This window comes from Arthrobacter sp. UYEF3 (assembly GCF_040546245.1).
Lineage (GTDB): Bacteria > Actinomycetota > Actinomycetes > Actinomycetales > Micrococcaceae > Arthrobacter.
The window spans coordinates 150,816-168,058 of sequence record NZ_JBEPNK010000001.1 but is presented as its reverse complement, the minus strand read 5'-3'; the positions used below and the strand labels follow the sequence as shown (position 1 = coordinate 168,058).

Below are 17,243 nucleotides of genomic sequence, written 5' to 3'. Positions count from 1 at the left end.
ACCGTGTTTTAGGCCAGGGAGAGGAAGAGCTTCTCCAAGTCTTTGGTGTTCATGCTTGCATCTTTTTGGACGATGCACTGCTCGAGTCCGGTGGCGATGATAGCGAAACCGGCCCGGTCCAGGGCCTTAGAGACGGCAGCGAGCTGGGTTACGACGTCTTTGCAGTCCCGGCCTTCCTCCAGCATGCGCGTCACGGCAGCCAACTGGCCCTGGGCGCGCTTGAGGCGGTTGATCACGGGCGTGAGTTCTGACGGGTTCAGTTCCAAGGTTTTTCTCCAAAAGCAGGTCATGGGGTCCCCTAAAGCGGTGACCAATACTCTATCCTATACCCCCTGGGGTGTAATTGACTACCCTGGGGGGTATCTGTAATACTCGGTGGGGTATTCAGCTACGCCGTGATCCGTCTCGAAAGGACATCCATGACTTCCACTTCCGCTCCCGCCGATACTTCACTGGCTCCGGAGACCCTGAACAGCTGGTTTAAGGAGCACGGGGACCTGTTGGTGATCGATGTACGGTCGGCGGCCGAGTTCGAGTCGATGCATATCCGCGGCTCCTACAACGTTCCGCTGCCGCTGCTCTCCGAGCACACAAATGAGCTGGCGGACCGGCTGGGCAGCCGCGTGGTGCTGGTCTGCCAGTCCGGGGCGCGGGCCCAGCATGCGCGGCAGCGCCTTGGCGGCGCCGGCATCGGCACCGCGTACGTCCTGACCGGCGGTGTTCCCGGATTCGCGTCCGCCGGCGGTGATGTTGTCCGCGGCAGGACCCGCTGGGACCTGGAGCGTCAGGTGCGACTGGCTGCCGGTTCCCTCGTTGTCCTTGGCCTGGCGGGAGGCAGGTTCGTCTCCCCGAAGATCCGCATGCTCGCCGGGGCCATCGGCACCGGCCTGACCTTCTCCGCCGCGACCAATACCTGCGCCATGGGCCAGGCCATCTCAGCGATGCCGTGGAACAAGGCCGCCAAGGAGCCCACGCGCGAAACGGCCATCCAGCAACTTCCCGTCCGTAGCGGCGCGTCCGAAGAGACCGCAGCGGCATGATCCCGCCCCTGGTACTGGGGCTCGTCGTCGGGATCGTGCTGGGCTTGGTCGGGGGCGGCGGGTCGATCATCGCCGTCCCGGCCCTGGTCTACGGGGTGGGCATGCACCCGGCCGAGGCCATCCCGACCTCGCTGCTCGTGGTCGGTTTGTCCTCCCTGGCAGCGCTGTTGCCCAGGGTCCGGGAGGGCCTGAACTGGCCCGTAGTACTCTTGGTCGGCGGTGCCGGCATCCCGGCCGCCTGGGGCGGAGCAGCAGTGGGCGGCCTGCTGGACCCCAACATCCTGATGCTGGCGTTCGCAGCCATCATGGTGATCGCCGGGATCCGGATGCTCACCGGCACCACCGAAACCGAGGGCTCCTGCAGCACCGGACCCTCCCGGGCTTTCCGCTCCTGCGCCCCCAAAGCTGTCGCGGTAGGCCTGCTCGTCGGGTTCCTCACCGGCCTGCTGGGGGTCGGCGGCGGCTTCCTCGTCACCCCGGCGCTGACGATCTTCCTGGGCCTGCGCATGAAACAGGCCGTCGGGACATCACTGGCGATCATCGCCATCAATTCCGCCGCCGGCTTCAGCGCCCACGCCGCCGGCTACACGATCGACTGGGCAACGACACTGGCGTTCGCGATCCCCGCCCTCCTCGGATCGGTCATCGCAGCCCGGTTTGCCCGCCGCTTGAAGGACAAGCACATCCGCATGTCCTTCGCGGTTCTCATCTTCGCCGTCGCAGCCTGGGTCTCTGCCGGCACACTCACCGCCTAACAGCCGACTGTTACCCGGGAGAAGTCCATGGGACTGATCAGCTCGCTCAAAAAGGCACTCGGCAAACCCTATAAGACCGTTTTGGTGGCCGAAGCCAAGGAACTCATTTCCTCAGGTGCCACCCTGATCGATGTCCGCACCGTCGCCGAATGGCGGTCCGGACGGGCTCTCCAGCCCAAGCACGTCCCCCTGGTCCGGCTGCAGAGCAGCACCGCAGGGATCCAGAAAATCCGGACCGTCGTTGCTACCGAACACCACGTCTGCCTGCTCTGCGGCCCAGCCGAGCCCGGCGGCCAGGCGGCCAGGCGGCCAGGCGGCCAGGATCCTCACCGGGTACGGCTATGACACCGTGAACGCCGCCGGAGGAATCACCGGGTGGTACCGCAACGGTCACCCCGTCGCCTTCGCCGCCCCTCCGGCCGAACATTCCCGACCCGGAAACCGGCATCCGCGAACTGCGTTCCTTAACCGGATCCTCAGGCGGGTCCGGCGCACCTCCTGAGCGTTGACTGCACGGCCCACCCCTACTGGCCGTATACCCCATAGGGTATTATTATTGTTATCAGAACACCGGGACGATTCCCCCCTCCCGCCACTTCACCAAGGAGACCACCAGTGCTTATTGAGCGCATTTACGATGAGGACCTCGCCCAGGCCAGCTACCTGATCGGCTGCCAGGCCAACGGCACCGCCGTCGTGGTTGATAGCCGGCGGGACATCGCGGTGTACCAGGACCTGGCTAAGAAGAACGGCATGAAGATCGTCGCCGTCACCGAAACGCACATCCACGCGGACTACCTCTCCGGCACCCGGGAGCTCGCGGCCGCGACCGGCGCGACAATCTACGTCTCCGGTGAAGGCGGACCTGACTGGAAATACGAATTCGAGGGTGAACGGCTCTACGACGGCGACAAGATCACCGTCGGCAACATCAGCATCCAGGCCGTCCACACCCCGGGGCACACCCCGGAGCACCTGTCGTTCCTGGTGACCGACGGCGCGTTCAGCGACAAGCCCGGCTACCTGCTCTCGGGTGACTTCGTCTTCTCCGGGGACCTGGGCCGGCCGGACCTGCTCGATGAGGCCGCAGGCGGGGTGGACACCCGCTTCGAGGGCGCCAGGCAGCTGTTCGCCAGCCTGCGGGATAAGTTCCTGACCCTGCCGGACCACGTCCAGGTCCACCCCGCGCATGGTGCCGGCAGTGCCTGCGGCAAAGCCCTGGGCGCCATCCCCTCCTCCACCGTCGGCTACGAACGGCTTTACGCCTGGTGGGGCAACTTCCTCGCGGTCAACGACGAGCAGGGTTTCATCGCCGAGCTCCTGGACGGCCAGCCCGACGCGCACGCCTACTTCGGCCGGATGAAGCGCGAGAACCGTGAAGGCCCCGCCGTGATGGGCGAACGTACGCCGTTGCATGAACTGCCAACCGGTACCGTTGCTGCAAGCCTGGCAGAGGACACGCTGACCTTCATCGACACCCGTCCGAATGCCGAGGTCCACCAGGGCACCGTCACCGGTTCGCTGAACATCCCGGCGGGCAAGTCCGTAGCCAGCTACGGCGCCTGGGTAGTGAACCCGGAGACCGATAAGAACCCGCTGGTACTGCTCGCTGACGGGCAGGAGCAGGCCCGGGAGATGCGGGACCATCTGGTCCGGGTCGGCATCGACAACGTCGCCGGCTACGTCACCAGCATCGACGGTCTGCCCACCTTCACCCCGAAGCTGGTCCAGCCCGCGGAACTGTCAAACTTTGACGCGGCCATGGTGCTTGATGTCCGTAACCGCGGCGAGCACATCGCCGGCAACATTCCCGGTTCCTTCCAGCTCAGCGGCGGCCGCGTCATGTGGCATCTGGACCAGCTCCCGGCCGAAGGCAGCATCGTGACGTACTGCCAGAGCGGAGTGCGGAACTCCGTCGCGGCCAGCGCCCTGCGCCGCGCCGGGTACGACGTGGTCGAACTCGACGGCAGCTACGCCGCCTGGGACGCCTTCCAAAGCTCCCAGCTCTCAGCCGGCAAAAACTGATCCACAACCGCAGACGGCGCCGGTCTGGGGCCTGTTCCCTGTGCTCTTCGCCGCGTCCGGGGTTATCGTCGCCGCACGGATGCGGGTCAGCCCTTACACGGTGTAGTGCACGCCCGCGACGGCGACGGCCACATGCTGGCCGAAAACTTCCTTGGCCTCTGCCATCACGATCGTGGGAGAGGTCCAGACCGGGATGTGGGTCAGCAGCAGCCGCCGCGCCCCGGCCGCCACCGCCGCCTCGCCGGCACGCTTTCCGGTCAGGTGCACATCCTTGATGGCGTCGTCGCGGCCTTCCTCGAAGGCCGCCTCGCAGAGGAACAGGTCCGCGTCCCGGGCGGCGTCCTCGAGGCCGGGGCACGAGTCGGTGTCCCCGGAGTAGCTCAGTACCCGGGTGACCGGGGTGCCGTCCTTGTCCGGCTCGGTGACCTCCACCCGCAGCGCATAGGCCTCCTCTACGGGGTGGTTTACCGCGTACGGGGTGACAGTGAAGGGGCCAATGGCAACGGCCTTGCGCTCGGCCCAGTTGCTGAAGTCGAATTCCTCGTGCATGCCCGGATCCAGGTCCAGTCCGTACGCGGTGGCCATCCGGTCGGCGGTGGCCGCGGGCCCCCAGACAGGGATCCTGCCGCGTCCCCAGCCGCCCGGCTTCCAGCGCACCGCGACATGCAGGCCGCACAGGTCCATACAGTGGTCCGGGTGCAGGTGGGTCAGGAAGATCCCGTCGATGTCCTCGAGGTCGGTGTACCGCTGGATGGCGCCCAGCGCCCCGCTGCCCAGGTCCAGCACGATCTTCCAGCGCCGCTCGCCGTCGTGCGCGGTCAGCAGGTAGCACGACGCCGGCGAGCCGGGCCCCGGAAAGGATCCGGTGCAGCCCACGATGGTCAGCTTCACAGGCCGGTCCCGTGCAGGCGGGTCAGCCGCGGACCTTCGGAGGAGACGAAGTTGGAGATCCGGGGACGTCCCGCCGCGGCTTGCGCGGCGACGATCATTTCCGGGGTGATCCGGGCCAGGCTGCCGGTGGGGTATTGCGCGGCGACGTGGTCCACGTGGCGCACGCTGAGGACTTCCGGGCCGAGGAAGCGGCGGGCCAGATGCTCGAACTGCGCGGCGTCCCCGGTCGCGATGAAATGGTGTTCCGGCGCGGCAGCACCGGTGCGCTCCAGGCCGCGGGACGCCAGCGCCCGGTAGACGTCCTTGGCGGTCTCCTCCGCGCTGGACACCAGCGTCACCTCCTCGCCCAGGACGAAGGAGATCACTCCGGTGAGCAGCGGGTAGTGGGTGCAGCCCAGCACCACGGTGTCCACTCCGGCCGCCGTGAGCGGTGCCAGGTATTCACGGGCGACGGCGAGCAGCTCGGGGCCGGTGGTGATGCCGGCCTCCACGTAGGGTACGAAGGCCGGGCAGGCCACCGAGGTAATGGCCAGGTCCGGCGCCGCTGCGAAGGTGTCCTCGTAGGCGCGGGAGCCGATGGTCGCGGAGGTGCCGAGCACGCCGATCCGGCCGTTACGGGTGGCCGCGACCGCACGGCGGACGGCCGGCTGGATCACTTCGATCACCGGGATGCCGTACCGCGCGGTGTAGCGCTCACGGGCATCGCGGAGCACAGCGGCGGAAGCGGAGTTGCAGGCGATGGTGAGCAGCTTGACGCCGGAATCCACCAGCTCGTCCATCACGCCGAGGGCGTTGGCGCGGACCTCGGCGATGGGCAGCGGTCCATAAGGCCCGTGCGCGGTATCCCCGACATAGAGGATGGATTCGTTGGGCAGCTGGTCGATAATGGACCGCGCCACGGTGAGGCCGCCGACGCCGGAATCGAAGACCCCGATCGGTCGCTCCCCCAGGCCTGAAGTTTCGGCGCTGCCCGCTGCGGTCTCCGCCGCAGCGTCCGCTGCCGGATCCGTGCTCGATGCTGAAGTCATGATTATTCGAGGATAGGGCTTCGCTGCAGGTGCGGCCATCACATTGTGGCGAGCGACTCGTGTCTAGTGGGTCACACGGCGGGCCCGAGGCACGCTACGCCTCCAGCGAGGCCAGCATCGCTTGGACCAGTGATTCCTGCAGCCAGGTGGTGAAGTTGTAGACGAGGGCCAGGTAGCTTTCCACGTCCTCGGCCTGGGACCAGTCCTGCATCCGGCGGACGTGCTCGGCGTCGGCGTCATCCCGGATGTCGAGGCGTTCGGCGAGCACCAGCCGGACGTCGTTGAGCGCGGTGGACCAGTGTCTTGCGTCGACCGGGGTCAGGACCAGCTCGTCCTTGTCCAGCCCCAGGGCGGCCGCCTTCAGCGCGCCGGTCTTGCTCTCCCGGAGCGAGCGCTCGGTGTACCGGCGGAACTCAAGGGAGGCCTCGTCGTCGTCCTTCATGACGTTGGGCAGCAGGCGCCGCAGGGCGCGGTCGGACGGTTCCCTGGCCTCGCTGTCGAGCCCGACGAGGGCCGCCAGCGGATCCTGGTTAGCCCGTTCCTCCGGCTCCAGCATGGAGATGACGTCGTCGAAGAGGCTGCGCAGGAGGTCCCGTTCGGCCGGCTCCAGGTAGCCTGTGATGCCTTTAAGCCCGTATTTGAATGCCTTAGCCACGTTTTCCCTTGCCCCTGCCCGATCCGGTACCGCCCGATCCGCCGCCGGGGCCGCCGCTGGCCTTCTCCACGGTGGCCCACAGGCCGTAGCCGTGCATCGCCACGGCGTGCTGCTCCACCTGTTCCTTGCTGCCGTGCGCCACGATGGACCGGCCCTTCTTGTGGACCTCCAGCATGAGCTTGTTGGCCTTCGCCTCGGAATAACCGAAGTAGCTGCGGAAGACGTAGCTCACATAGCTCATCAGGTTCACCGGATCATTCCAGATCACGAGGTTCCACGGGATGTCCGGGGCGGTCAGGACGTCGGTCGACGCCGCTGTTCCGGTCTGGGTGCTCTCCTGGGTGTCAGGGCCGAGCGCAACGCTGAGGGTCATCTGTCCATTCTATGGGGAGGCTGGGCCCACGCCGGCGAGGGCCCAGCCTCCGAAGCGAAGCGAGACGAGGGAGCCGGTGGGGACTAGAGTGAATTTGTGAGTACCTCCGCTGGCTGGGACCATCCCCGCACGTCCCTGTACACCGACCATTACGAGCTGACCATGCTGCAGGCAGCCCTGCATTCCGGCGCCGCGCACCGCAAGTCGGTATTCGAAGCCTTCGCACGCCGGCTCCCCGACGGGCGTCGGTACGGGATCGTGGCGGGCACCGGGCGGCTTCTCGAGGGGATCGCCGACTTCCGCTTCGGCGACGCCGAACTCGACTTCCTGCGCCGTACCAAGGTGGTCAATGAAGAGACCCTGGAGTACCTCGCCGGCTTTTCCTTTGCCGGCGATATCTGGGGCTACGCCGAGGGCGAGGCGTATTTCCCCAACTCCCCCGTCATGATCGTGGAATCCACCTTTGCCGAGGCCTGCATCCTCGAGACGTACATCCTCTCGATCCTCAACCACGACAGCGCCATCGCGTCCGCGGCGTCCCGCATGATCACGGCGGCGGGCGCCCGGCCCTGCATCGAAATGGGTTCACGGCGGACGCACGAGGAATCCGCCGTCGCGGCCGCCCGGGCCGCGGTGATCGCCGGCTTCGACAGCACCTCCAACCTCGAGGCCGGCCGCCGCTACGGGATCAAGACGGTGGGCACAGCCGCCCACTCCTTCACCCTGCTGCATGACACCGAGCGGGAAGCCTTCGAAGCGCAGATCGCCTCGATGGGCGCCGGCACGGCGCTGCTGGTGGACACCTATGACGTCGAGGCCGCCGTCCGCACCGCCGTCGAACTGGCCGGCGACAAGCTCGGCGCGGTCCGGCTGGACTCGGGCGACCTCGTCGCGCAGGCGCAGTGGGTCCGTCAGCTCCTGGACCAGCTGGGCAACGAAAACACCCGCATCATGGTCACCTCCGACCTGGACGAATTCGCCATCGCCGCGCTGCAGTCCGCCCCGGTGGACTTGTATGGCGTGGGCACCTCGCTGGTGACCGGCTCCGGCGCGCCGACGGCCAGCATGGTCTACAAGCTGGTCAGCCACACCGACGACGCCGGCACCTTCGTTTCGGTGGCCAAGACGGCCAAGAACAAGGCCAGCAAGGGCGGGCGCAAGTACGCGCTGCGCAAACTCAACGACCGCGGCACCGCCACCCAGGAGCTTGTCGGCATCGGGCACCGCCCGGACGACGACGGCAACGACCGGCAACTGCTGCAGCAGTTCGTCAAAAACGGCGAACTGCTGCCCGGCTGGACCGGACCCGAGGGTGTGTTGCGGGCCAAGCAGCGTCACGCGGACAGCATGAAGGAGCTCCCGGCAGCGGTAAACCGGCTCCAGCGCGGCGAAGCAGCGATCCCCACCATCTACGAGGAGGACTGAAATGTCACGCGCCTTAATCATCGTCGACGTGCAGAACGATTTCTGTGAGGGCGGGGCTCTCCCCGTCCAGGGCGGCGCGGCCCTTGCCGCCGAAATCAGCGAATACGTCGACGCCCGCCGCGGGCAGTTCGACCACATCGTGGCCACCCAGGACTGGCACATCGACCCCGGCGCGCACTTCTCGGACCAGCCGGACCACGTCAACAGCTGGCCGCCGCATTGCGTCGCGGGCACCCGCGGCGCCGAGCTGCACCCGGACCTGGACACCGAATACGTCCAGGCCTACTTCCGCAAGGGACAGTTTACGGCCGCCTACTCCGGCTTCGAGGGGCTGCTCGCCCCGGACGACGCCGTCCCCACCGGGGACCGCACACCCGGTTCGCTGCCGGCGGGCGACGCACGAGCCTTTGCCGTGGACGAGGACGCCATCGGGCTCGATGACTGGCTGCAGAGCCACGACGTCGAGGAAGTAGTGGTTGTGGGGATCGCCACCGACCACTGCGTGAAGGCGACCGCCCTGGACGCCGTCCAGGCCGGCTACTCCGTCACCGTGCCGCGCGGGCTCACCGTGGGGATCGCCGAAGACCTCGAGGATGCCTTTGCTGAGATGGAGCTGGGCGGTGTGGACCTCGCCTGAACTCGTGGCACCACGCAGCGCACAGTAGACTCGGAATCCTTGCCAGTAACGTCGGACCCGTAAATTCCCGGAGTACACCATGAAGAAGACCCTGACCGTCCTGATCGCGGCCGGTACCCTGCTCGGCGCAGCAGCCTGCTCAGCCCCCAAGATGACCAGCCAGGAAACCTGCGCCCGCATCCAGACCATCACCGCGTCCCCGACCTCCGGCTCGGACAAGTTCGGCATGACCCGGCTGGCGAACCAGATCCGGCCCATCGAAGCCAGCGCCTCGGCGGATCTGCAAGCGCCGCTGCAGTCCATCGTGGAGTACCTCGACGAGTCCGCCAAGAAGGACCCGGACCAGGCCAAACTGGCGGACTTGAAGGCCAAGTACACCTCGGCCGGCCAGGTCTTCTCCCAGGCCTGCAGCGCCGCGCAGTAACGGCGCCGACCACCCGCGCGCGAGGCCCTACACGAAAAGGGACCGGGTTTCCCCGGTCCCTTTCGTATCTCCCCGGACCGTTAGGGTCCGCTGCTAGTACCCAGGATCACGCCGGATTACTTCCGGCCGATGAACCAGTCCTGGAGCTTCCTGAGCCGGGTCTGCAGCTGGTTCTCGTTGGCCTGCGCCACCGCCGGGCCGCCGCATACGGTGCGCAGCTTGTTGTGGATGACCCCGTGCGGGGTTCCGGTCCGCGCGGACCAGGCCGCGACGTTCTTGGCCAGCTCGGTGCGCAGGTCCATCAGCATCCGGTGGTCCGGGACCGCGGGCGCGTCGGGAACGGCGGAGGCCGCCGCAGCGCCCTGCGGGGCGCGCTTATTTTTGCGGCTGAGCTGCTCATGCTGGCGCTGCCGCAGCAGGGTCCCCACCTGATCGGCGTCCAGCAGGCCGGGGATGCCAAGGAAGTCGAGCTCGTCCTCGGACCCCACCTCGCCGCCGGTCCCGAACTCGCCGCCGTCGAACAGCACCCGGTCGAAGGAAGCCTGCGAGTCGAGCGCCTCGAACTTGCCCTTCATCAGGGTGTCGGAGGCCTTCTCCGCGCGGTTGGCCTCGTCCATCAGGGAGTCCTCGGGGTTGAACAGCCCGTCGGCGTCTTCCTTGTCCGGACGGTCCAGGGCGTGGTCCCGCTCGGCTTCCATCGAGTTCGCCAGCCCCATCAGTTGCGGGACGGAGGGCAGGAACACCGACGCCGTCTCCCCGCGCTTGCGGGCACGCACGAAGCGGCCCACGGCCTGGGCAAAGAACAGCGCAGTGGCGGTGGAGGTCGCGTAGACGCCCACCGAAAGCCTGGGGACGTCCACGCCTTCGGACACCATCCGGACGGCGACCATCCAGCGCTTGCCGCCGGCGGAGAACTCCTCGATCTTGTTCGAGGCCTTCGAATCGTCGGAGAGGATCACGGTGGGTGACTCGCCGGTGATTTTTTTCAACTGGCCGGCGTAGGCGCGCGCGTCGTCGTGGTCGGTGGCAATGACCAGGCCGCCAGCGTCGGGCACGCTGCGCCGGACCTCGCTGAGCCGCTTGTCGGCCCCGGCCAGCACGGCCGGGATCCACTCGCCGGTGGGGTTCAGCGCAGTGCGCCAGGCGTGGGCGGTGACGTCCTTGGTGACGGATGCCTCACCGAGCGAGGCCGCCATTTCTTCGCCCCCGCTGGTACGCCAGCGCATCTGGCCGGAGTAGGCCATGAACATCACCGGGCGGACCACGTGGTCGCGGAGGGCCTTGCCGTAGCCGTAGGTATAGTCGGCCTTGGAGCGGCGGATGCCGTCGCGGTCCTCGGCGTACTCGACGAACGGGATGGGGGATGTGTCCGAGCGGAACGGAGTCCCGGTCAGGGACAGGCGCCGGGTGGCCGGGTCGAAGGCCTCGCGCAGCCCGTCGCCCCAGGACAGCGCCTCGCCGCCGTGGTGGATTTCGTCGAGGATCACCAGCGTGCGCGCCGCCTCGGTTTTGGCCCGGTGCAGCATCGGCTTGCTGGCCACCTGCGCGTAGGTGACGGCGACGCCGACGAAGCCGCGTCCGTGCTGGCCGTCGGCGTTCTTGAAGTTGGGGTCGATGGCGATGCCGACCTTCGCGGCGGCGTCCGCCCACTGGCGCTTGAGGTGGTCCGTGGGGGCCACGATGGTCACCCGGTTGACCACCCCGGCGTCGATTAGCATGGAGGCGACCCGGAGGGCAAACGTCGTCTTGCCGGCGCCGGGTGTGGCGACCGCCAGGAAATCCTTGGGGTTGCCGCTGAAGTAGCTGTCCAGGGCTTCCTGCTGCCAGGCACGGAGCTTCGGTGCGGTTCCCCAGGCGGCCCGCTCGGGATAGGCGGGCGGCAGGACTGGTCCGCCGAAGAGTGTCTCGGTCACCTACGAGGCCTCCCGTCCGCACACGTGAGCCGGTTCCGGAGAAACCCAATTAAGCACAAAAACACCAATCTTTTCGGAAAAACCGGACATCAACGGTCCCGGACCCGGCCACGGGCCAACAGCGCCGGCCGGCGCCGGCAACGCAACGGAGCGGGCCGCCGCGGGAGAGTCCCTCTATTTGCCGGAGTCCCCGCCGTCGCCACCCGGGCGCAGGCCTTCGTAGACCTCTTTGCATTCGGGGCAGACCGGGAACTTCTTCGGGTCGCGGCCGGGCGTCCACACCTTGCCGCAAAGGGCAATCACTGGTTCCCCGGACAGGGCGGATTCCATGATCTTTTCCTTGCGTACGTAGTGCGAGAAGCGCTCCCGGTCGCCCGGTTCCACTTCCTGGCGCACTTCCTCGCGCTCAATGGTTGCCGTCGACGTCCCGGCTCCGGAGAGCTCCCGCATCGGGTCGTTTTCCAAGGGGTTTTCCACGGCACTCGTCATAGGATCCGTCATGCTGGTCATGACATCCATCTTAGCCGCTGGTACTGACCTCATTGCGACGGCGGGGTCGTTACAGGCCCTGCCAGCCCGGTTTTCCCTCGTAGCTGTGCCGGTAGTAGTCGGCGAGGCGCAGCGAGGAAGCCGCGGCCTCGTCCAGCAGGAGCGTGACGTGCGGGTGTAGCTGAAGGACCGATGCCGGGCAGATCGCGGCCACCGGTCCCTCGGCAAGGTCGCGAACGGCCTGCGCCTTCTGCGCCCCGGCGGCGAGCAGGATCACGTGCCGGGATTCCAGAATGGTGCCCAGGCCCTGGGTAAGGACATGGTGGGGCACCTCCGCCTGGCTGCCGAAAAAGCGGGCGTTGTCCCGCCGAGTCTGCTCCAGCAGGGTCTTGATCCGGGTACGGGAGGCCAGGGACGATCCCGGCTCGTTGAAGCCGATGTGGCCGTCCGTGCCCACCCCCAGCAGCTGCAAATCCACTCCCCCGGCCGCGCCGATGGCGTCCTCGAAAGCCCGGCAGGCGGCGGGAATATCGGCGGCCTGCCCGTCGGGTCCGAGGACGTGGGACTGGCTGATGTTCACGCGGCCGGTGAAGTCGCGCCGGATGACTTCACGGTAGGACTCCGGATGGTCGGCGGGCAGCCCGACGTACTCATCCAGCGTGAAAGCCCGGGCACGGCTGAAGTCGAGGGCGCCGCGTTCGTACCGGCGCACCAGCTCCTCGTATACGGGCAGCGGCGAGGATCCGGTGGCCAGGCCCAGGACGGCTTCGGGTTTGCTCCGCAACAGGGCCTCGACCGCGTCGGCGGCGAGGGCGGCGATTGGCCTGCTGCCCGGAAGGATGACAATTTCCATGGTCCCTGCCTTCGTTGTGTCGGCCCGCATCCTTGGAGGCCGGGCGTGCGGCGGGCGCGGTCGGCGCCGGACGCCGCCGCCTACCGGCAGGCTATCCCACTCCGGCTGTCGCAGCCCGGGCCGTCAGGCCCGGTCAGCGGTTCACAGCCAGCTGCGCGAGCAGTTCCGGCCCGCGCGCGTCCAACCACCTGCCGCCGAGACTCACACCGGCGACGAACAGGACCACACCAAGGACCGGGCCCAGGGCAAGGCAAATCCAGCCCGGCACCGCGCTGCCGCCCGCGAGCTGCAGGGCCACGAGGGCCAGCTCCGGGCTCACGAGAACCAGCAGGACCGCCATCCCGCCGAACTGCACGGCCAGGGTCTGCGCCACGTTGCCCGGGGGCTTCTTGAACGGGCTGTCGCCGGGCAGCGGCACAGGCATGCTGTAACGTGCCGAGACCACCGAGGACAGGCCCAACCCGGTGAAGAGCGCGCCCAGGGACAGGCCCAGGATGCCGGGCAGCAGCGTCCAGCCGCCGCTGATGAACATCGGGACGACGCTGAACAGCAGCACAACCGGCAGCGCGAAGACCAGGCAGGCCAAGGCCCGGCCGAGCCTGTCGTGGATGCCGCGCACCCCGGCAGAGACGTGCAGCGCAAAGGCCGTGCTGTCGTAGGAGACGTCCGAGGAAATGGACCAGGCGAGCAGGAAGGCCGTCAGCGGCCCGACGAACTGCAGGAGCCCGTAGAATCCGGACTGGCTGGCCTGGAACCACAGCAGCACCGGCAGCAGCGGCACCACCACAAGCGCCGCGGCGTAGCGCGGATCGCGCAGCCAGTAGCTCAGTGAGCGGGCAATAATTGCCCCGGTGGGGGTGGCCGGGACAACCCCGAACAGCCCCAGGCCCGAGGTCTTCTTCTTTGCGGTGCCCGCGTAGGGCGGTGTGACGAGCGCGCGCTGCAGCAGCACCTTCCAGCACAGTGCGAGCGCGGCCAGGCTGGCAAGAGCAATCAGCAGCTTGACCATGGCGGGCCCGTAGTGGCCGGCGGCGAACTCACCGCCGAGCGCCCACGCGGCTCCGGCCGGCGTCCACTCCAGGAACCGCCCCAGATCCGCCACGAACCCGGCGGAACCCGCGATCCCGCGGGCAACGCCGGCCACGATCGGCCCCATCAGCACCAGCGGGATCAGAAAGGCGATGGCGCTGACGTCCTTGAAACGCCGGGAACTGGCCAGGCCGACGGTACCGGCAGTCACCACCCTGGCAAGCACCACGCAGGTGAGCGCCCCGAGGACCGCGCCTACCAGGGCCCCGAATGCGCCAAGGACGCTTCGCGACCAGGTGCCGACGGTGGCCAGCGCCACCAGCGACGTCGCCGCCCCGGGTACGCCGATCAGGCCGGCCAGGGCCAGGCCCAACAGCATCTGCGGCATCGGCACGGCGAAGGTCGCGAACCGGGCCGGATCCAGCGTCATGTCGGCCGCGGAGGCCACAATCGGGATGACCGCCCAGCCCAGCACCGCGGCCGCGCCGCCCAGCACCACCACGGTCTGCGCCGTCGCCACGTCGGCCTGGCGCAGCAGCAACAGTCCGGCGATGCCGATCCCCACGACGCCGAGTGCGTACAGCGCCCCGATGCCGAGGCCCGCCAGTTGCCAGGGGCTGCGCCGGAGGCCGTTGCGCAGCAGGGTGAGCTTGAGCCTTAGAAGGTGCGCAACCATTCCAGCCCTTCCGCGTGGCTGCGGCCGCCCACCAGCTGGACGAAGCGGTCCTCAAGCGACTCGCCGGCGCGCACCTGGTCGACGGTTCCGGCGGCCAGCACCCGGCCCGCGGCGACGACGGCGACGTGGTCACACATCCGCTGGACGAGGTCCATGACGTGGCTGGAGACGATGACAGTGCCGCCGGAGGCTACATAGCGTTCCAGGATGTCCCGGATATTGGCGGCCGAGACGGGGTCGACCGATTCGAACGGCTCATCCAGCACCAGGAGCCTGGGCGCGTGGATCAGCGCCGACGCGAGCGCGATCTTCTTCGTCATGCCGGCGGAATAGTCCACCACCAGCGTCCCGGCGTCCTGGCTGAGGTCCAGGGCCGCGAGCAGCTCGGCGACCCGGGACACCACGACCGCCTTGTCCATGCCACGCAGCAGGCCCGCGTAGCTGACCAGCTGTTCGCCGGTGAGACGGTCGAAGAGCCGGACCCCGTCCGGCAGCACGCCCATCAACTTCTTGGCCTCCAGGGGATGCTGCCAGACATCCACGCCGTGGACCAGTGCGGTGCCGAAATCCGGCCGCAGCAGCCCGGTTACCATCGACAAGGTGGTGGTTTTACCGGCACCGTTGGGGCCGACGATCCCGTAGAAGGAGCCGGCCGGAACGACGAGGCTGATGCCGTCGACGGCGATCTTCGTGCCGAAGCGTTTGGCTAGTCCGCGCAGGGCCAGCGCCGGGACCGGCGGGGCAGGGTCAGCCGGACTGGCCGGCGCCGCAGCGACGGGCGGTTGCAGGTGCTCGAAAGTCATATCGATAGACTAACCGCCGCCGACTGCGGACGGCGCCGTCCGGACGGGGTAGTTTAGGCCCTGATCCCTGCGGACGGCCGCGGGGCTAAAACGTGTGCCGCGGGACGGCCCGCTCGTACTGCGGCGGCCACGCCAGTTCATGGCCCAGCTCGAACGCCGCGCGCAGCCACCAGTGTGGATCGCGCAGCGCGGCGCGGGCAATGAAGACGCCGTCCGCCTGCCCGGTGGCGACGGCGTGCTCGGCCTGGCCCGCGGAGGTCAGCAGCCCCACGGTACCGGTCCGGATTCCGGCCTCGCGCCGGATCCGGGCGCTGAATCCGGTCTGATACCCGGGGCCGATCGGGATCGACTGGTGCGCCACCGCCCCGCCGCTGGAGACGTCCACGAGGTCCACACCGTGTTCGGCGGCCGCACTTGCCAGCCGCACCGAAGCCTCGACGTCGATGCCGCCTTCGGCCCAGTCGGAAGCGGAGATCCGCAGCAGCAACGGCATCGAGTCGGGAATGACGTCCCGAACGGCGTCGAGGACTGCCAGCGTCAGCCGGTTGCGGCCGTCCTCGTCCCCGCCCCACCCGTCGGTGCGGTCGTTGACCCGCGGGCTCTGGAACTGGTGCAGCAGGTAGCCGTGGGCGCCGTGGATCTCGATCGTGTCGAAGCCCGCGCCGACGGCGCGCACGGCGGCGGCGGCGAAGTCGGCAATCACGCCGTCGATCTCATCCTCGGTCATGGCCGACGGCGGCGCGTAGCCGTCGAAGGCGCCCGAACCTGGCCCCACGGTGTCCCAGCCGCCGTCGGAGCCAGGCACCGTGCCGCTCTTGCCGGAGAACGGCCAGTAGGAGGACGCCTTGCGCCCTGCGTGTGCCAGCTGGGTGCCGATCTTGGCATTGGCGGAGCCGTGCCGGTGCACGAAGGAGACGATCCGCTCCCACGCTTCGGCCTGTGCATCGTTGTAGAGGCCGGTGTCCCGGGGGCTGATCCGGCCCACGGGGTTGACGGCGGCTGCCTCGGTCAGCATGAGGGCTGCTCCCCCGGTTGCGAAGGACCCGAGGTGCATCAGGTGCCAGTCGTTGGGCACTGCCTCGCCGGTCTCCGGCCCGCAGCTGTACTGGCACATCGGGGACACCCAGCCGCGGTGCTCCAGCCTCAGCGCACGCAGCTCCAACGGAGCGAACAGCGCCGAGCCCATTAGAACAGCACCCGCGCGAGGTTTTGCCGGGCCTTGGCGACACGCTCGTCGGAGGTTCCCACCACGTCAAAGAGCTCCAACAGGCGGACCCGGGCAGTTTCACGCTCCGGCCCGAAGTTCCGCCCGATGAACGTCACGATCCGGCCGAGGCCGTCCTCGACGTGGCCGCCGGCAACGTCCACGTCGGCGACGGCTAGCTGGGCATCGAGGTTGTCCGGTTCCTGGGCGGCACGGCCGCGGACGGCATCCGTTTCTGCGGCGGACAGGGCCTGGAGGCGGCCCATCAGCTCCACCTGCGACAGCCCGGCCTTCGCCTCGGCGTCGGCCGGCATTTCCGTCAGCGCCTGCCGGTAGGCAGCGGCGGCGCCGGCATAGTCGCCGGCCTCGATGGCGTCGAACGCCTTCTGGTGCAGCGGCGGCAGCGGCGGAACCTCGGCCTCAGCCTCAGCCTCAGCCGAGCCTGGCCCGCCGGCTCCGAGCCGGCCAGTCACGCCGTTGGAGGCGGCCAACTTCAGGAGTTCATCGAAGAGGCTCCGGACCTGCTGCTCTTCGGCGCCGCCCTGGAACAGCGGCACGGGCTGGCCCTTGACCACGGCGACGGCGGTTGGAACGGCCTGGACCTGGAACGCCTGCGCGAGCTGGGGGAAAGCCTCAATATCGGCCGCACCAAGGACCAGCCGACCGTCGTAACTGTCGACGATCCGCTCAAGCACGTCGACGAGCTCCGCGGAGCCCGGCGAGTAGCCGGCCCAGAGGGCGATAACCACCGGGACCTGCGCAGAAAGATCCACCAGCTCCTGGAAGTTCGCCTCGGTGACGTCCACCCGCAGCGGCGCGCCTGCCATTTTCTGGTCTGCAGCGCCGTCGGCAGCCTCCCCTGCAGCCGGGCCGGCAGCAGGGGGCCGGCCGGCACCCGCACCGCCGGCGGGCGGCGCGGGTCGCTGTTTCAGCGAGGAAAGGTCGACGGCGCCCCTCAGGTTGAGCGGGTTGGCGGCGGCCGGAGGGACCGGGCGGGAAGCTGGCGAAGTCATAGCCCCACTC

Annotated in this window: 19 protein-coding genes; 7 read left to right on the top strand and 12 right to left on the bottom strand. The window is 68.5% G+C overall.

Translation table 11 applies throughout. The features are described from left to right. Positions 1 to 8: 8 nt before the first annotated feature. Positions 9 to 266, bottom strand: a complete 258-nt coding sequence (locus ABIB14_RS00735) for a metal-sensitive transcriptional regulator (protein ID WP_354233355.1) — start codon at positions 264 to 266, stop codon at positions 9 to 11. A gap of 153 nt (positions 267 to 419) precedes the next feature. Here ABIB14_RS00735 and ABIB14_RS00730 point away from each other — a divergent pair, with 153 nt between their 5' ends. From ABIB14_RS00730 to ABIB14_RS00715, 4 genes are all read left to right on the top strand, one after another. Continuing rightward, positions 420 to 1,040, top strand: a complete 621-nt coding sequence (locus tag ABIB14_RS00730) for a rhodanese-like domain-containing protein (RefSeq protein ID WP_354233354.1) — start codon at positions 420 to 422, stop codon at positions 1,038 to 1,040. Next, on the top strand, positions 1,037 to 1,795 hold the full coding sequence (locus ABIB14_RS00725) for a sulfite exporter TauE/SafE family protein (protein ID WP_354233352.1): 759 nt from the start codon (positions 1,037 to 1,039) through the stop codon (positions 1,793 to 1,795). The genes ABIB14_RS00730 and ABIB14_RS00725 overlap by 4 nt, the downstream gene beginning before the upstream one ends. 27 nt (positions 1,796 to 1,822) lie before the next feature. Further along, positions 1,823 to 2,140: a rhodanese-like domain-containing protein gene (locus ABIB14_RS00720; RefSeq protein WP_354233351.1), complete on the top strand. Its 318-nt coding sequence runs from the start codon at positions 1,823 to 1,825 to the stop codon at positions 2,138 to 2,140. Positions 2,141 to 2,410: 270 nt separating this feature from the next. Next, positions 2,411 to 3,820: an MBL fold metallo-hydrolase gene (locus tag ABIB14_RS00715; protein WP_354233350.1), complete on the top strand. Its 1,410-nt coding sequence runs from the start codon at positions 2,411 to 2,413 to the stop codon at positions 3,818 to 3,820. A gap of 93 nt (positions 3,821 to 3,913) precedes the next feature. On the opposite strand, the gene ABIB14_RS00710 is transcribed toward ABIB14_RS00715, so the two are convergent. From ABIB14_RS00710 to clpS, 4 genes are read right to left on the bottom strand one after another with little or no spacing between them, the layout of a single operon-like run. Then, positions 3,914 to 4,711 (bottom strand): MBL fold metallo-hydrolase, encoded by a 798-nt coding sequence (locus ABIB14_RS00710; RefSeq protein ID WP_354233348.1) that lies wholly within the window; start codon positions 4,709 to 4,711, stop codon positions 3,914 to 3,916. Next, positions 4,708 to 5,778, bottom strand: a complete 1,071-nt coding sequence (gene murI, locus ABIB14_RS00705) for a glutamate racemase (protein WP_354233347.1) — start codon at positions 5,776 to 5,778, stop codon at positions 4,708 to 4,710. Before murI ends, ABIB14_RS00710 begins: the two co-directional genes overlap by 4 nt. A gap of 55 nt (positions 5,779 to 5,833) precedes the next feature. After that, complete coding sequence (locus ABIB14_RS00700; protein WP_354233346.1) at positions 5,834 to 6,394, bottom strand: DUF2017 domain-containing protein; 561 nt, start codon at positions 6,392 to 6,394, stop codon at positions 5,834 to 5,836. After that, positions 6,387 to 6,767, bottom strand: coding sequence for an ATP-dependent Clp protease adapter ClpS (clpS, locus tag ABIB14_RS00695; RefSeq protein ID WP_354233344.1), 381 nt, complete (start codon positions 6,765 to 6,767; stop codon positions 6,387 to 6,389). Before clpS ends, ABIB14_RS00700 begins: the two co-directional genes overlap by 8 nt. A gap of 96 nt (positions 6,768 to 6,863) precedes the next feature. Here clpS and ABIB14_RS00690 point away from each other — a divergent pair, with 96 nt between their 5' ends. From ABIB14_RS00690 to ABIB14_RS00680, 3 genes are all read left to right on the top strand, one after another. Continuing rightward, complete coding sequence (locus ABIB14_RS00690; protein WP_354233342.1) at positions 6,864 to 8,192, top strand: nicotinate phosphoribosyltransferase; 1,329 nt, start codon at positions 6,864 to 6,866, stop codon at positions 8,190 to 8,192. Position 8,193: 1 nt separating this feature from the next. Continuing rightward, positions 8,194 to 8,829 (top strand): isochorismatase family protein, encoded by a 636-nt coding sequence (locus ABIB14_RS00685; protein WP_354233341.1) that lies wholly within the window; start codon positions 8,194 to 8,196, stop codon positions 8,827 to 8,829. A 79-nt stretch (positions 8,830 to 8,908) separates the two neighbouring features. Further along, positions 8,909 to 9,253 (top strand): hypothetical protein, encoded by a 345-nt coding sequence (locus ABIB14_RS00680; RefSeq protein ID WP_354233340.1) that lies wholly within the window; start codon positions 8,909 to 8,911, stop codon positions 9,251 to 9,253. A 116-nt stretch (positions 9,254 to 9,369) separates the two neighbouring features. Here ABIB14_RS00680 and ABIB14_RS00675 read toward each other — a convergent pair whose 3' ends face one another. From ABIB14_RS00675 to ABIB14_RS00645, 7 genes are all read right to left on the bottom strand, one after another. Next, entirely contained in the window at positions 9,370 to 11,166 is a 1,797-nt protein-coding gene (locus tag ABIB14_RS00675) for a DEAD/DEAH box helicase (protein ID WP_354233339.1), read from the bottom strand. 174 nt (positions 11,167 to 11,340) lie between these two features. After that, positions 11,341 to 11,685 carry a DUF3039 domain-containing protein gene (locus ABIB14_RS00670; RefSeq protein ID WP_354233537.1) on the bottom strand — a complete coding sequence of 115 codons (345 nt, stop codon included), beginning with the start codon at positions 11,683 to 11,685 and terminating at the stop codon, positions 11,341 to 11,343. Between the two features lie 40 nt (positions 11,686 to 11,725). Then, positions 11,726 to 12,508 (bottom strand): glucosamine-6-phosphate deaminase, encoded by a 783-nt coding sequence (gene nagB / locus ABIB14_RS00665; RefSeq protein WP_354233338.1) that lies wholly within the window; start codon positions 12,506 to 12,508, stop codon positions 11,726 to 11,728. A gap of 133 nt (positions 12,509 to 12,641) precedes the next feature. Next, positions 12,642 to 14,213, bottom strand: a complete 1,572-nt coding sequence (locus tag ABIB14_RS00660; protein ID WP_354233337.1) for a transporter — start codon at positions 14,211 to 14,213, stop codon at positions 12,642 to 12,644. After that, entirely contained in the window at positions 14,195 to 15,016 is an 822-nt protein-coding gene (locus ABIB14_RS00655; RefSeq protein ID WP_354233336.1) for an ABC transporter ATP-binding protein, read from the bottom strand. Before ABIB14_RS00655 ends, ABIB14_RS00660 begins: the two co-directional genes overlap by 19 nt. An 85-nt stretch (positions 15,017 to 15,101) precedes the next feature. Continuing rightward, on the bottom strand, positions 15,102 to 16,202 hold the full coding sequence (locus ABIB14_RS00650; protein ID WP_354233335.1) for an NADH:flavin oxidoreductase/NADH oxidase: 1,101 nt from the start codon (positions 16,200 to 16,202) through the stop codon (positions 15,102 to 15,104). Continuing rightward, a complete protein-coding gene (locus tag ABIB14_RS00645; RefSeq protein ID WP_354233334.1) occupies positions 16,202 to 17,233 on the bottom strand; it encodes a tetratricopeptide repeat protein in 1,032 nt (343 codons plus the stop codon). The genes ABIB14_RS00650 and ABIB14_RS00645 overlap by 1 nt, the downstream gene beginning before the upstream one ends. Between the last annotated feature and the right edge of the window lie 10 nt (positions 17,234 to 17,243).

Excerpts from the sequence above, each read along its gene's own strand:
- nagB (WP_354233338.1), bottom strand. The coding sequence starts at position 12,508 with ATGGAAATTGTCATCCTTCCGGGCAGCAGGCCAATCGCCGCCCTCGCC.
- ABIB14_RS00680 (WP_354233340.1), top strand. The coding sequence starts at position 8,909 with ATGAAGAAGACCCTGACCGTCCTGATCGCGGCCGGTACCCTGCTCGGC.
- ABIB14_RS00720 (WP_354233351.1), top strand. The coding sequence starts at position 1,823 with ATGGGACTGATCAGCTCGCTCAAAAAGGCACTCGGCAAACCCTATAAG.
- ABIB14_RS00660 (WP_354233337.1), bottom strand. The coding sequence starts at position 14,213 with ATGGTTGCGCACCTTCTAAGGCTCAAGCTCACCCTGCTGCGCAACGGC.
- ABIB14_RS00645 (WP_354233334.1), bottom strand. The coding sequence starts at position 17,233 with ATGACTTCGCCAGCTTCCCGCCCGGTCCCTCCGGCCGCCGCCAACCCG.
- ABIB14_RS00670 (WP_354233537.1), bottom strand. The coding sequence starts at position 11,685 with ATGGATGTCATGACCAGCATGACGGATCCTATGACGAGTGCCGTGGAA.
- ABIB14_RS00685 (WP_354233341.1), top strand. The coding sequence starts at position 8,194 with ATGTCACGCGCCTTAATCATCGTCGACGTGCAGAACGATTTCTGTGAG.
- murI (WP_354233347.1), bottom strand. The coding sequence starts at position 5,778 with ATGGCCGCACCTGCAGCGAAGCCCTATCCTCGAATAATCATGACTTCA.
- ABIB14_RS00655 (WP_354233336.1), bottom strand. The coding sequence starts at position 15,016 with ATGACTTTCGAGCACCTGCAACCGCCCGTCGCTGCGGCGCCGGCCAGT.
- ABIB14_RS00650 (WP_354233335.1), bottom strand. The coding sequence starts at position 16,202 with ATGGGCTCGGCGCTGTTCGCTCCGTTGGAGCTGCGTGCGCTGAGGCTG.
- ABIB14_RS00725 (WP_354233352.1), top strand. The coding sequence starts at position 1,037 with ATGATCCCGCCCCTGGTACTGGGGCTCGTCGTCGGGATCGTGCTGGGC.
- clpS (WP_354233344.1), bottom strand. The coding sequence starts at position 6,767 with ATGACCCTCAGCGTTGCGCTCGGCCCTGACACCCAGGAGAGCACCCAG.
- ABIB14_RS00730 (WP_354233354.1), top strand. The coding sequence starts at position 420 with ATGACTTCCACTTCCGCTCCCGCCGATACTTCACTGGCTCCGGAGACC.